Here is a 13,147-nt window from a genome sequence, read left to right as displayed (position 1 = left end):
ACCCATCGCTGGCGTCTTCGGTGGCGCGCTGCGTTGCTTTCCAGTTCGCTTCATTGCATTGAAACACGGGCTTCGACGGCGACCGCGCGCAGTTGCGCGCGCGGCATCCTGCCATTGATTCGGCCATCGCAAAATCGACGCGCTCGCGCGCGGGCGGCACGCTGATCAGCCACAGAAAGATCACGCACAGGCCGCCACCAACATCAGCTACCCTTGTATTCGGCCGCGCTCGCCGGCGACTGCGTCGCGGGCTTTTGATTGCGATCCGTCGCGGCCGGCGACGACGCACCGCTCGACGGCTTGTTGACCGGCGCGCCCTCCAGCGACATCGGCGCCTTCGGCTGTTGCTTCACGCCCGGCGGCGGCGCCTTCGGCATCTGCCGCACCTGCGCGAGCAATTGCGTGCACGGCAGCGGCTTGTTGTTGCTCGGCGCGAGCAGCGGGATCAGCGCCGCGAACGGATTGATCAGCCCGAGCCCGACCGCCGCGCCGCCACGCAGCGCAAGCGCGGCCGCATTGACACCGACGTGCGGGTCCTTGAAGGTGCCCTTCACGTACAGCGGCGAGCGCAGCGAAAAGACCCGGAAGCCCTTCGTATGCGGATGCACGCCGAGGTCCATCGTTTCGTCGCGCAGATTGATGTGACCGTCGATGTTGATCACCGCGTCGTCGGTATCGAGCGCGAACACGCGCGCTTCGAGCACGCCGTCGGTCGCGACGAAATCGGCGGCCGCGCAGTTGATCTTCACGTCGCGATTGCCGAACAGCTTTTCATAGACGACGTTCGCGACGTTCAGGCCGGCCGCCTCCATCAGCAGACGGCTCACGGTGCCCTCGCTCACGAGCGCCTTCAGCTCGCCGTTCGAAGTCGCGGCGAGCGCCGCCGGAGAGTTGCCGGTCGCGGACAGCGACGCGTCGCCGTTGATCTCGCCGAGCGCGCTCTGCATCGTCTTGAAGTTCGGGAACAATTGCTTGAGCTTCAGATGCCGCGCCGACATCGCGAAGCGCCCCTTCAACGGCGCCCCGCTGCCATCGAGATAAATGTCCGACGCGAGCGAGCCGCCCGCGACGCCGAACTTGAGCGGCACGAGCGACAGCACGCCGTCGGTCATCACGACATGCGTGTACAGATCCGTGATCGGCAGATTCGCGTTCTTGATGATGCGCCGGCCGGTGAACTTGACGTCGGCGTCGATCGCCTTCCAGCGGTCGGTGCGGAACTCCTCGACCGGCAGCGCGCGGTTGCTCGGCTGCGCGGCAGCGCCGCCGCGCTTCGCCTTGCTCGCGTTCGAATCGGCGCCGATCACCGGCGCGAGATCCGAGAATTGCAACAGATGCGACTCGAGTTCGCCTTTCAGCAGCGGACGCGGCTGGCGGCCGGTATAGGTCAACGAACCGTTCAGATCGCTGCCGCCGACTCGGCCTGTAAAGTTTTCATACGTGAACACGTTGCCGCTCGATTTGAACCGGCCGATCAGATGGCCCTCGGTCGCGTATGGCGGGGTCTCGGGCAGGGTCACCCCCGTCAGCGAATATAGCCGGGCCATGCTGTTGCCTTGCAGCCAGAGACGCAGATCGAGCGCCGCGAGATGCGCCGGATCGGTGACCGTGCCGACGAAGGCGATATGCAGGTCGCCGGCTTTGACGTCGGCCTGCACCGGGAACGGCCGGTTCGCGTCCTGCAGCGCGAGCACGCCGCCGAGCTTGCCGCTGCCCGACAGCGGCGTGCGGTTGTAGATGCCCTTGACGGTCCAGGCGATCGCATAGAGCGGCGTCGCGCGTGGCGCGCCGGGTGCGGTGCCGCCGCTCGCGGCCGAGACGGCCGCAGGCGTGCTGGCGCTCTCACTGCCGGTTTCACCACCTGGCGCGGCGGCGCCGCTCGTCGCGGGCGCGCCTGATGTTGCAGCCGGGCCCGAGGCTGCCGACGCCGGTGCCGGCGTCCGTGCTTCAGAAGCCGCCGCTTCGGAAGCCGCCTTCGCCGCCGAGGCCGCCTGCGCTTCGGCCTGCGCGGCAAGCTTGCTCGCACCCGCGCGGCCGATCGCCTGCGCCGACGCGCTGCGCGAGGCCGCCTCCTGCTGCTTCAGCGCGTCGCCGATCGGGATCGGCTGCCCGAGCGTATCGACGACCATCTGCACCTCGACCTTCTTCTGCTGATCCGAGAGCGCGATATTGCCCTTCGCGAACGCGATATCGTGCAGATCGAGCTTCCAGTCGGATGGCCCGGTCGATGAAGGCAGTTTGAAGGTCCAGTTATTGCGGCCGTCTACAAGACGTTCGAGATCGACCGATGGATTCACGAGGTTGATCGCCGGAATCACGATGTCGTGCGCGAGGAGCGGCAGCACCTCGACTTCGAAGTCGATTTCGTCGAGCGTCGCGAACTGCGGCTGTTTGGCCCAGTCGGGATTGCCGATCGTGATGTTGGCCGCCGAAAAGCGCGGCCAGGGCACCCAGCCGCGCCAGCCGGTTTCGCCGACCGCATGACGCCAGCCCACCTTCAGATCGCCGTTGATCGCGAACGGCCGGCCGATCGCCTGGCTGACCTTGTCGTCGATGTAAGGCCGCGCGCGGTTCCAGTCGAAGGTCAGGATGAAGATGACGAGCGCGACGATCAGGATGACGAGCACCGCCAGCAGCCATGCAAAGATTTTTCCGACCCGTCGTCCGATGCTGCTCGACACTGCCATTGAAAGGCTCCGCGTGTTGTTCCACGTTGTGCACCGTGCAGCAGTTATCGTGCCTGGCGCGTGGCAATGAATCGTCGCGCCGGTTGTGGGTTGGGTGCGCTATTCGCGCCTCGTCGTTTTATCATGGCGCACGCTTTGCCGACAGACCGACCGGAGCATTGACGCCGTCGCGCCGGCATCGAAGCGACACCCTCCCCACGACGTTCCAACCATGACGACCGATGTTCCTCTCCTCTTCGCCGACGGCATCGTGCGGCGCGATGCGCAGCGCGGCCAGACGCTGTTGCAGCAGACCACCTTCGTGCTGCGCGCCGGCGAGCGCGTCGCGATCACCGGACCGTCCGGCTCCGGCAAGAGCGTGTTCCTGCGCGCGCTCGCGCTGCTCGATCCGATCGATGCAGGGCGCATCTTGTGGCATGGTGCGCCGCTCGTGCGAGCGGCGATCCCGCGCTATCGGCGCGGCGTCGCGTATATCCGGCAGCGGCCCGCGCTGATCGACGGCAGCGTCGAAGACAATCTGCGCTATCCGTTCGATCTGCGCGCGTATCGCGACGCGCGCTTCGATCGCGCGCGAGCAGCCAGGCTTGTGATGCAGGCCGGCCGCGGCGAGGACTTTCTCGGCAAGCGCGCAAGCGAATTATCGGGCGGCGAAGCGCAGGTCGCCGCGCTGATCCGGGTGCTGCAACTCACGCCCGAAGTGTTGTTGCTCGACGAGCCGACCGCGTCGCTCGACCCGGCTTCGTCGCGCGCGATCGAAGCGCTCGTGCAGGCATGGTTCGATGCCGCGCCTCGCGCTCACGCATCGATATGGGTATCGCACGATCCCGAGCAGGCGGCACGCATGAGCGAACGGCATTTGACGATGGGCGCCGGCGTGCTGGCCGAACACACTACGGTGCGGCGCGACGCGGACCAACGCGATGTTGCGGACCTGCGTCGGGAGTCCCGTCCATGAGCCTGCAGAATCTGAGCTTGTGGGACGTCGCAATCGCGACGCTGCTGATCGTCGTGAATGGCGCGGTGTCGGTCGCGTTGAAACTCGATCTCGAACGCAAGCTCGCATGGGCGGCGGTGCGCACCGTGGTCCAGTTGCTCGCGATCGGCTATGTGCTCGGCTGGGTGTTCAGTTTCGCTCGCTGGTACGTGGTGCTGCCGCTGATGATCGTGATGACGCTGATCGCGGGTTTCGCCGGCGCGCAACGCGGCAGCCACACCTATGCCGGGCAACGCGCCGACAGCGTGCTGTCGATCTGGGTCAGCTCGTGGCTCGTGGCCGCGGTGGGACTGTTCGTCGTGATCCGCATCCATCCGTGGTATGAGCCGCAATATGCGATTCCGATTCTCGGCATGATCCTCGGCAACACGCTGACCGGTGTATCGCTCGGCATCGAGCGGATGACCGAGGAACTGACCGCGCGGCGCGACCGCGTCGACATGGCGCTCGCGCTCGGCGCGACACGCTGGGAGGCCGCGCAAGCGCCGGCGCGCCAGGCGGTGCGTGCGGGCATGATGCCGACGTTGAATCAGATGGCGGTGGTCGGCGTCGTCAGTTTGCCGGGCATGATGACCGGGCAGGTGCTGGCCGGGCAGTCGCCATTGCAGGCGGTGCGCTATCAGATCGTCATCATGTTTCTGATCGCGGCGGCGTCGGCGCTGGGGACGGTGGGCGCAGTGCTGCTCACGTACCGACGACTGTTTTCGGCCGAGCATCAGTTCTTGCCGGCGCGGCTCGTCGAGCGTGAGGCACGCAAAGGATGACTCACCGGGATGACACGCTAATGCGTGCTACGGTTCGCGCACGCGGCCATCACGGCGCGCGCTGGACCATTCAACGCTTCGCGGTGACGGCGACCTCAGTGCCATCGTTCAGCGTCAGCGTTTTCGTCGTGCCGTTGACCGGCATCGTGAAACGCACGATCTGACTCATGCGCACATCGTTCGGACACTTGAGCGACTTGCCTCCGCTCGTCACGGTTTTGACACCATGCGGCGTCTGCGCCTGGAAGCTAAGCTGTACGGTCGCGGTGCCGTCGCCCGCCACCACCGGTGCGAGACGGATCTGCGTCTGGCGGATCATCGCGCCGTTCTCGTCGACCGGCAGCGACGCATAGTCCGGGCATGCGTCGGTAGCGGGCACCGGACCGCCGGGCGGCACAGTCTTCCACGTGAAGTCGTCCGTTTCGCCCGAGCGGATCGTGCGGGTCTCCTGGGAATTGCCGAACTGTTTCGACGTGACGCGAACGGTGTAGCGGATCGGACCGTCGAGCGCGGCCTTGTTGGTCACCGTGATCGGCGTGGCTGCGTGAGCAGCCGGCTCGAGCGCGCAGGCGAGAGAAGCGACAATCGAAACGGCGGAGAGTTTGAAGCTGAAGCTCATACTGTCACCTCGTTGTTGTGCCGCTGCGCGCTCGCGTCGACGCGATTGCCCGTGCACTGTTCGCGCACTGCCGAGGCCCGGCCGGTTCACACCGCCTTGCCTCGCCGCAAGACACGCAACCGTTTTGGCATGCTGCGTCGTCAGTCTAACGCCAAGCGCGCTGCCGCGCGTGTCGTGTCGGCTCGGGTGTTAACCCGCTTGCGGCGACGCGCTTTCTGCGCGTCGATTTCATCTCAGAAGCCGGTCAGCACCAGCTTGCCGATCGCGCGTCCTGCTTCCAGCAACCGATGCGCGCGGCGCAGATTCTCGGCGTTGATGCGGCCCAGGTCCTCGCCGAGCGTCGTGCGCAACGTGCCCGCGTCGACGAGGCGCGCGACCTCGGTCAGCAGCTTGTGCTGCTCGATCATGTCGGGCGTGCCGAACATCGAGCGCGTGAACATGAATTCCCAGTGAAACGCGGCGCTCTTCGCCTTCAGCAATTCGACCGGTACCGCGGCGCTGTTCTCGACGATCGTGCAGATATCGCCTTGCGGTTTGATCAGTTCGGCCGCGGCCGGGAAATTGCGATCGGTGTCGTTGAAGATCAGCACGTAGTCGACCTGTTCGATGCCGAGCTCTTTCATCTGCGCGGACAGATCGCCGAAGTGATCGACGACGTGATCCGCGCCGAGCTCCCGTGCCCATTTCGCCGATTCGGGCCGCGACGCGGTCGCGATCACCTTCAGCTTGGCGAGCTGCTTGGCGAGCTGGATGCCGATCGAGCCGACCCCGCCCGCGCCGCCGAAAATCAGCACCGTGCGGCCTGCGTCGGCGCCCTGCGGCGACACGCCGAGGCGGTCGAACAATGCTTCCCATGCAGTGATCGCGGTCAGCGGCAAGGCGGCCGCGTGCGTGAAATCGAGCGACGCCGGCTTGTGTCCGACGATCCGTTCGTCCACCAGATGAAACTCGCTGTTGGCGCCCGGCCGCGTAATGCTGCCCGCATAAAACACGGGATCGCCGACCTTGAACAGCGTGACCTCGGGCCCGGCCGCGACGACGGTGCCGGCCGCGTCCCAGCCGAGCACGCGCGGCGTCTTCTCGACGCTATCCTTCGGCGCGCGCACCTTGGTGTCGACCGGGTTCACGGAAATGGCTTCGACCTTGACCAGCAGATCGCGGCCGCTCGCTTCGGGTTTGGGGATCTCGACGTCGACGAGCGCTTCGGCGTGATCGATTGGCAGATAACGGTAGAGTCCGACGGCTTTCATGGCTGCTCCTCGTGGGTTCGGTTGATGTGCAAGCATGACCCGAATCGTAAGACGGTTCTTATTCTGCTAAAACAGTCATAATCACTGAAACATTTTTTGATTTTTCAGAATAATGAACGATTCAACTCCGGCTGGCCGGTCCCTGCCCAGCGAGCGCGAACGGCTCGATCTGCTCGATGTCGGGCTGTTCGTGCGCGCCGCGCTGCTCGCCAACGTGTCGGCGGCCGGGCGCGAGTTCGGTTTGTCGGCGGCGGTCGCGAGCGCTCGGATCGCCCAACTCGAAAAGCTGCTCGGCGCGCGTTTGTTGCATCGGACCACGCGCCGCATCAGCCTCACCCAGGACGGTGAAGTGTTCATGACGCGCGCCGAGGCACTGCTCGACGCGGCCGCCGCCGCACGCGCATCGGTCGGCCGCGCGCAGGCCGAGCCGCAGGGACGGCTGCGCGTGACGATGCCGTCGTCGTTCGGGCGCCAGCATGTGTCGCCGGTGATCAGCGAGTTTTTGCGCCGCTATCCGGGCGTCAGCGTCGATCTGCGCCTGACGGATCAGGTGGTCGATCTGGTCGACGCGGGCATCGATGTCGCGATCCGCGTCGGCGTGCTGAAGGATTCGTCGCTGGTCGCGCGGCGGCTCGCGGTCAATCGCCGGGTGCTGTGCGCGGCCCCCGCCTATCTGGCCGCGCACGGCACGCCGCATCATCCGTCGGATCTCGCGCGGCACGAGTGCATCATCCTGTCGGAGCAGCGCGACTGGCGCTTCGTGACGCCCACTGGCCCGCTCGACGTGCGCGTGAGCGGCCGCCTCGTCACCGACAATGGCGAGGTGATTCGCGACGCGCTGCTCGCGGGCTTCGGCATCGCGCTGAAATCGACATGGGACGTGGCGCCTTATCTGCGCAGCGGCGAACTCGTCAGTGTGCTCGACAGCTATCCGCTCGCGGACGACGTCGCGATCTGGGCCGTGTACCCGAGCCGCGCGTTCGTGCCGCCGAAGACGGTCGCATTCATCGACTTCGTCGCCGCGCACTTCGACGATCCGCCGTATTGGGACCGGGAGCCGGTTGGACTGGCGGGCGCGTAGGCGTCACGCCCGGTACGCGGCGTCAGCGCTTGCCGCTCTTCGCGCCGCCCTGCTTGCGATCCGAATTCACATCGGCATGCGAGTCGTTCTGCGTGCGCTGCTGATACTCGCCGCCGCCGCGGCGGTCGGTGTCCTGCAAGCCATGCTCGATATCCTCATGCGCCTGCTTGCCGACATGGCGCGGATGGTCCTCGTGCTGCGACTCCGGATGCTGATCGGTTTCATGCGGCAGCGGCGCCGCGGCTTCCTGCAACGACTTCGGGTCCTTGTTCGCGTGCGGGTCGGCTTGCGAGTCGCCCTCAGTCGATTGCGGCAGGGTCTTCATTGCATTGCTCCTTCGCGAAGCGCGTTCGCGCACTGAGTGCGCATGGCGAATTCGCGGGTTGTTCAGCCACCTGGACGAGCACTCATGACGCGACGCCCAGACGTTTTTTCATCGCCGCGGTGATGCGCTGACGTGTCTTCGCATAGTCGGCCCATGGGTCGCTTGCGAGGCCGTCCACGCGCTCGTGGACGTTGCGGATCCCCCATTGATCGCCGCCCGTCGTGCTGTCGAGTTCGTCCCACGCGAGCGGCACCGACACGCCGAGCCCCGGCCGCGCCCGCGCCGAGAATGCGGCCACCGTGCTGGAGCCGCGGTTGTTGCGCAGATAGTCGATGAAGATTTTCTTCTTGCGATTCTGCGCACCCATCTTCGCGCTGAAGTACTGCGGCAGCGTCGTCGCCATATGCTGCGCGACCGCCTGCGAGAAATCCTTCACTTCATCCCAGCCGGCCTGCTTCGCGAGCGGCACGACCACGTGCAAGCCCTTGCCGCCGCTCGTCTTGACGAACGACTTCAGGCCCAGTTCGTCGAGCAGCGAGCGGGTCAGTTGCGCGGCCTCGACCATCCGTTCCCAGCCGAGCGACGGGTCCGGGTCGAGATCGAACACCATCCGGTCGGGCTTTTCGATATTCGACGCGAGCGCGTTCCACGTGTGAAATTCGACGGTGCCCATCTGCGCGGCGCCGACCAGCGCGGCGAGCGTGTCGATCGTGATCAGCGCAGGATGGCCCGGGTCGAGTCCCTCGTGCTGCGTGACGTGCGGAATCGAGAGCTTCTGACTGTGCTTCTGGAAGAACAGCTCGCCGCCGATATCCTCGGGCGCGCGCACCAGCGCGACGGGCCGCTCGCGCAGATGCGGCAGCATCCATTCGGCGATTGATTCGTAGTACTGCACCAGTTCGAGCTTGCTTGCGCCGCTGCTCTTGTCGATCACGCGTTCGGGATGCGAGATGCGCACGCCGGCGATTTCGCTTTGCGCGCGCGAGCGTGTTGCCGTGGTTCGGGCGGGCGCGCTTTCCGTCGCGGCGGGCGTGGCGGTCCTGGCAGTCCTGGTGGTTTTCGTGGCTGCGCGCTTTTTCGGCGCGCCTGTTTGCCGCGTATCGTCGGCGGCGGTTTCGGTTTGCTGTTGCACGTCGGCTCCTTGTCGGGCGGTTTCCTTGACGATCTGGCGCGCCGGTTTGTCGTCGCGCAGACTGACGAACGACGCCTGGCGCACGATGCCGTCGCTGGTCCATTCGGCGAAGTTGCATTCGGCGACGAGCACCGGCTCGACCCAATGCACGGGCGTGCGGCTGCGCTCGCGCGGCGCGCTCGCGAACGGCATGCGCTTGCTCGCGTGCGCGTCGAGCGCCTGTTTGACCGAGCGCAGCAACGCGGCGTCGAAGCCGGTGCCGACGCGCCCCGCGTACTGCAGTTGGCCTTCGGCGTCGTAGACGCCGAGCAGCAGCGCGCCGAACGCCTCGCGGCTGCCGGCCGGCTCTGAATAGCCGCCGATCACGAACTCCTGGCGGCGCCGGCACTTCAGCTTGATCCACGACGGCGCGCGGCCCGACACATAGCGGCTGTCGCGCCGCTTGCCGATGATGCCTTCGAGCCCCATGTCGCACGCGCTCCTGAGCAGCTCGCCGGCGCTGAACGCGAAGTCGTTCGAAAAGCGCAGCACGCGATCGTCGACGCCTTGGAGCAGCGCGCGCAGAATTGCGCGGCGCTGTTCGAGCGGTACGCCGCGCAGGTCGTAGCCGTTCAGGAACGGCAGATCGAACAGATAGATGACGATGTCCTGCGGGCGATGCGCATCGAACGCGTTTTGCAGCAACTGGAAACTCGGCACGTCGCGTTCATCGAGCACGACCGCTTCGCCGTCGAGCCACGCGCTTTGCAGGTCGAGCCCGGCGATGGCCTCGATCTGCTTGCTGAATCTGGTGGTCCAGTCGTTGCCGTTGCGCGTGAAAACGCTGACCGCACCAGCCTTCTTTTTCGACGCGTGGTCGATGCGCGCGAGCACCCGGTAGCCGTCGAACTTGATTTCGTACAGCCAGTCGTCGCCAGGCGGCGCAGTGTCGACGAGCGTCGCCAGCTCCGGCGTCAGGCTCGCGGGCAAGGCAGCTTTGACCGCGCCTTCAATCGATGGCGATGCGGCGAGTTCGCGCAACGACTGCGCGGTACGCGTCGCGACGATGTCGGGGCGTTTGGGATCGGCTGCGCGGCGCAAGGAGGCGGACTTCGCTGGCTTGCCTGTGCCCGTGGCTTTGCCGTCGCCCGACGTTTTCGTCTGCGCTTTCGCTTGCTTCGTTTTCCTGCCTTTCGACGCGCCGTCGGCCAGCACGCTGCCCGGCAGTTCTTTGAGCACGTCGTAGTCGCTCTCGTCGCGCGCTTCCTCGTCGCGCTCCTTGATCAGCAGCCATTGCTCCTTGTCGCCGCTGCCGCGCATATGGCTGCGTACCAGCGTCCAGCCGCCGTGCAGCTTCTCACCGTGCAAATGAAACTTGAGCTTGCCGGCCGCGTACGACCGCGCGGCTTCGGCCACGCCGCCCGCCGGCTCCCACGTGCCGCGATCCCACACGATCACGGTTCCCGCACCGTAGTTGCCGGGCGGAATCTCGCCCTCGAACGTACCGTATTCGACCGGATGGTCTTCGACGTGCACCGCGAGCCGCTTGACCGACGGGTCGAGGCTCGGCCCTTTCGGAACCGCCCACGACAGCAGCGCGCCGTTCAGTTCGAGCCGGAAGTCGTAGTGCAGACGCCGCGCGTCGTGCTCCTGGATCACGTAGGACAGTGTGTCGGGCGCGGCACGCGTCGCGCTCCTGCCCGTCTTGCTTGCCGCGCGCTTGCGGGTCGTCACGCCGGAGCCATCCGGCGTGTCTTCGAAGCGGCGCTTGCGGTGATAGACCTCGAGTCGGTCGTTCATGGCGATGACTCCGGTGCGTTAAGCGCGAGCGGCGCGGCGGCCGCGCGTTCAGGCCGCCGCGCGCCGTTTGCGCGACGTTGCGGTGGTTTTCGATGCGGCGCGGGCGCTGCTGCCGCTACCGCTGCGACTGCGCGCGGTGCTTGTTGCGCGAGCCTTCTTGCGCGCGGGCGCGGCCGCCTCTTCATCGGACCCGGCTTCGCTATCGGCCTGATCCTCGTCCTCGCCGGCGGTGCGCTTGCGGCCGGTGGCCGCCTGCTTGCCCTTGCCGCGGCCGAGGCTGCGTTTGAGCAGATCGGACAGGTCGAGAATGTCGGCGGACTTGCGCGGCTCGTGCGGCGTTTCCACCTCGGTGACCTCCTCGGTCTTGCCCGCCTGGATCTTGCGCTCGACGAGCGCCATGATGTCGTCGCGAAACGTATCGTGATACTGCATCGGGTCCCACGTCTCGCTCATGTCGTCGATCAGCTTTTTCGCCATGTCGAGTTCTTTGGCCGACACGCCGGCGGCCTTCATGCCTTCGGGCGGCACCTTGAATTCGTCCAGACCGCGCACCTCGTCGGCCCAGCGCAGCGTGTTCAGCGCGAGCATCGGACCGAGCGGAATCAGCGCGGCCAGATGCTGCTTGTTGTGCAGCACGACGCTCGCGACGCCGATCTTGCCCGAGGCCGTCATCGCCTCGCGCAACAACGCATAGACTTTTTCCCCCTTGCGGTCGGGCGTCAGGTAATACGGCGTGTCGAGATAGAGAAACGAGATGTCGGCCGCGTCGACGAACGCGAGGATGTCGACCGTTTGCGTCGACTCGGGATTCGCCGAGCGGATCTCGTCGTCCGACAGTACGACGTAGTGATCCCTCTCGTATTCGAAGCCGCGCACGATGTTCTCGCGGGTCACGTCCTTGCCAGTGCGCTTGTTGATCTGCTTGTAGCCGATCGGGTCGATCGTGCGCTTGTCGAGCAGATTGAAACCGACCTTCTCCGACTGTGTCGCCGGATAGAGCTGCACCGGTACGTGCACCAGCCCGAAACTGATTGCGCCCTTCCAGATCATATGTGCCATCGCGCGCTCCCCCTGTCCCATGGCCCCGAGATATCAGGCGAAGCAGCAAGCGTGCCCGAGTTTTGGTGGGTTTTGCGCTGCTGCCACGCCTAAAGGATGAGCCGGTCCGCTCGGCGGCGTGCTGTCATAAGGCTGTAAGTCTTGCGACGAAGCGGCAAAAGCTACGGCTGTCTTAGTGCGCGCGCTATCAGGGGGTGCATCAAGGATCGAGCAGGACCGGCACGGACGCAAACCCGCGAAACCGCACGCGCCCGCCCCGCGTCGGCTCGCCATCGACGTGATACGCCGGGAAGCGCCGCACGAAGCGCCCAATTGCAATCCGCGCCTCCAGCCGCGCCAGCGACAGGCCCGCGCATTGATGAATCCCGAAACCGAACGCGAGATGCCGGTTCGGATCGCGGCGGATATCGAAGCGCTCCGGCTCGGCAAACTGCTCTGGATCGCGATTGGCCGCACCGATGCACAACGTGACCGGCGTGCCGCGTGCAACCGCGACGCCGCCGATCTCGGTATCGACGGTGGTCATGCGGTTACCGAGCTGGTTCGAACTCTCGAAGCGCAAACACTCCTCGACCGCGGTGCCGATCGACTCCGGCTCGCGCAGCAGCGCGGCACGCTCGTCGGGCCATTGGCTCAGCGTGACGAGCCCGTTGCCGATCAGGTTGGTGGTCGTTTCGTGCCCCGCGTTCAGGATGAAAATGCAGTTCTGCAGCAGCTCGGCTTCCGATAGCTGCTCGTCCGGGCCCTCGCCTTGAATCAGCCGTGTCAGCACGTCGTGCTGCGGATCGCCCGGCTCGCGGCGGCGTCGTGCGACGAGGCCGCGCAGATAGTCGACGAATTCGCTGACGGCGCGATTGCCGCGCTCGAACTGCGCGTCGGTCAGCGACGGCTCGAGCGCGCCGAGTATCGCCAGCGACCAGTCGCGCAGCGGTGCGCGCTCCTCGTGCGGCACGTCGAGCAGATTACCGATGACCTCGACCGGGATCGCCGCCGCGAACTCGCCGATCAGATCGATCCGTCGGCGCTGCGCGGCCGCGTCGAGCAGGCCGTCGACGAGCCGGATCAACGCGGGCTCCATCGCCGCGATCGCGCGCGCGGTCAGCGCGCCGGCGATCAGCTTGCGCACACGCGTATGGCGCGGCGGATCGTTGAACACGAGGCTCGTGGTGTGATGCGCGTAGAGCGGTGAGTCGCCGTATTTCGGGCGGAACTCGACGGTCTTGTCGGAACTGAAGGTCTTCGGGTCGCGGTAGACCGCCTGCACGTCGCGAAAGCGCGTCAGGAACAGCGAGCCGTCGGGCATGCGCCGGATCGGGTCATAGGTGCGCAGTGCGTGATAGACCGGATAGGGATCGGCGTAGAACGCGGGGCTCAGATGACGCAGATCGAAGTCGCGGGCAAGGGAGGAAGCGTCGCTGGCGGTTGCCGGGGTCATGCGTTGTCTCCGTGGGGCGTCT

General features: G+C 66.2%; 10 protein-coding genes. 3 read left to right on the top strand and 7 right to left on the bottom strand.

Annotation, left to right across the window (positions count from 1 at the left end):
• Nucleotides 1-203: 203 nt before the first annotated feature.
• Entirely contained in the window at nucleotides 204-2,687 is a 2,484-nt protein-coding gene (locus AB4Y34_RS27670; protein ID WP_368717824.1) for an AsmA family protein, read from the bottom strand.
• A gap of 211 nt (nucleotides 2,688-2,898) precedes the next feature.
• Here AB4Y34_RS27670 and AB4Y34_RS27665 point away from each other — a divergent pair, with 211 nt between their 5' ends.
• Nucleotides 2,899-3,642 carry an ATP-binding cassette domain-containing protein gene (locus tag AB4Y34_RS27665; RefSeq protein WP_176377843.1) on the top strand — a complete coding sequence of 248 codons (744 nt, stop codon included), beginning with the start codon at nucleotides 2,899-2,901 and terminating at the stop codon, nucleotides 3,640-3,642.
• Complete coding sequence (gene fetB / locus AB4Y34_RS27660; protein WP_176119868.1) at nucleotides 3,639-4,445, top strand: iron export ABC transporter permease subunit FetB; 807 nt, start codon at nucleotides 3,639-3,641, stop codon at nucleotides 4,443-4,445. Before AB4Y34_RS27665 ends, fetB begins: the two co-directional genes overlap by 4 nt.
• Before the next feature lie 70 nt (nucleotides 4,446-4,515).
• On the opposite strand, the gene AB4Y34_RS27655 is transcribed toward fetB, so the two are convergent.
• Both AB4Y34_RS27655 and AB4Y34_RS27650 read right to left on the bottom strand, forming a co-directional pair.
• On the bottom strand, nucleotides 4,516-5,064 hold the full coding sequence (locus tag AB4Y34_RS27655; protein WP_176377844.1) for a DUF6013 family protein: 549 nt from the start codon (nucleotides 5,062-5,064) through the stop codon (nucleotides 4,516-4,518).
• A gap of 233 nt (nucleotides 5,065-5,297) precedes the next feature.
• A complete protein-coding gene (locus AB4Y34_RS27650) occupies nucleotides 5,298-6,314 on the bottom strand; it encodes a zinc-binding alcohol dehydrogenase family protein (RefSeq protein WP_368717823.1) in 1,017 nt (338 codons plus the stop codon).
• Between the two features lie 112 nt (nucleotides 6,315-6,426).
• Between AB4Y34_RS27650 and AB4Y34_RS27645 the strand changes: the two genes are divergently transcribed.
• Nucleotides 6,427-7,395 (top strand): LysR family transcriptional regulator, encoded by a 969-nt coding sequence (locus AB4Y34_RS27645; protein WP_368717822.1) that lies wholly within the window; start codon nucleotides 6,427-6,429, stop codon nucleotides 7,393-7,395.
• Between the two features lie 22 nt (nucleotides 7,396-7,417).
• Here AB4Y34_RS27645 and AB4Y34_RS27640 read toward each other — a convergent pair whose 3' ends face one another.
• The 4 genes from AB4Y34_RS27640 to AB4Y34_RS27625 all read right to left on the bottom strand — a co-directional run bounded on the left by AB4Y34_RS27640 (nucleotide 7,418) and on the right by AB4Y34_RS27625 (nucleotide 13,125).
• Entirely contained in the window at nucleotides 7,418-7,720 is a 303-nt protein-coding gene (locus AB4Y34_RS27640; RefSeq protein ID WP_176377847.1) for a hypothetical protein, read from the bottom strand.
• An 82-nt stretch (nucleotides 7,721-7,802) separates the two neighbouring features.
• Nucleotides 7,803-10,631, bottom strand: coding sequence for a DNA ligase D (gene ligD, locus AB4Y34_RS27635; RefSeq protein WP_368717821.1), 2,829 nt, complete (start codon nucleotides 10,629-10,631; stop codon nucleotides 7,803-7,805).
• 48 nt (nucleotides 10,632-10,679) lie between these two features.
• On the bottom strand, nucleotides 10,680-11,690 hold the full coding sequence (locus AB4Y34_RS27630; protein WP_368717820.1) for a Ku protein: 1,011 nt from the start codon (nucleotides 11,688-11,690) through the stop codon (nucleotides 10,680-10,682).
• A 199-nt stretch (nucleotides 11,691-11,889) separates the two neighbouring features.
• Nucleotides 11,890-13,125, bottom strand: coding sequence for a cytochrome P450 (locus tag AB4Y34_RS27625; RefSeq protein ID WP_368717819.1), 1,236 nt, complete (start codon nucleotides 13,123-13,125; stop codon nucleotides 11,890-11,892).
• Nucleotides 13,126-13,147 lie beyond the last annotated feature (22 nt).

The organism is Paraburkholderia sp. BR10954 (assembly GCF_040965775.1).
Lineage (GTDB): Bacteria > Pseudomonadota > Gammaproteobacteria > Burkholderiales > Burkholderiaceae > Paraburkholderia > Paraburkholderia youngii.
Note: the sequence above shows the minus strand (reverse complement) of the source record. Positions and strands in the feature narration are given on the sequence as shown.

Excerpts from the sequence above, each read along its gene's own strand:
- AB4Y34_RS27670 (WP_368717824.1), bottom strand. The coding sequence starts at position 2,687 with ATGGCAGTGTCGAGCAGCATCGGACGACGGGTCGGAAAAATCTTTGCA.
- AB4Y34_RS27665 (WP_176377843.1), top strand. The coding sequence starts at position 2,899 with ATGACGACCGATGTTCCTCTCCTCTTCGCCGACGGCATCGTGCGGCGC.
- fetB (WP_176119868.1), top strand. The coding sequence starts at position 3,639 with ATGAGCCTGCAGAATCTGAGCTTGTGGGACGTCGCAATCGCGACGCTG.
- AB4Y34_RS27655 (WP_176377844.1), bottom strand. The coding sequence starts at position 5,064 with ATGAGCTTCAGCTTCAAACTCTCCGCCGTTTCGATTGTCGCTTCTCTC.
- AB4Y34_RS27650 (WP_368717823.1), bottom strand. The coding sequence starts at position 6,314 with ATGAAAGCCGTCGGACTCTACCGTTATCTGCCAATCGATCACGCCGAA.
- AB4Y34_RS27645 (WP_368717822.1), top strand. The coding sequence starts at position 6,427 with ATGAACGATTCAACTCCGGCTGGCCGGTCCCTGCCCAGCGAGCGCGAA.
- AB4Y34_RS27640 (WP_176377847.1), bottom strand. The coding sequence starts at position 7,720 with ATGAAGACCCTGCCGCAATCGACTGAGGGCGACTCGCAAGCCGACCCG.
- ligD (WP_368717821.1), bottom strand. The coding sequence starts at position 10,631 with ATGAACGACCGACTCGAGGTCTATCACCGCAAGCGCCGCTTCGAAGAC.
- AB4Y34_RS27630 (WP_368717820.1), bottom strand. The coding sequence starts at position 11,690 with ATGGCACATATGATCTGGAAGGGCGCAATCAGTTTCGGGCTGGTGCAC.
- AB4Y34_RS27625 (WP_368717819.1), bottom strand. The coding sequence starts at position 13,125 with ATGACCCCGGCAACCGCCAGCGACGCTTCCTCCCTTGCCCGCGACTTC.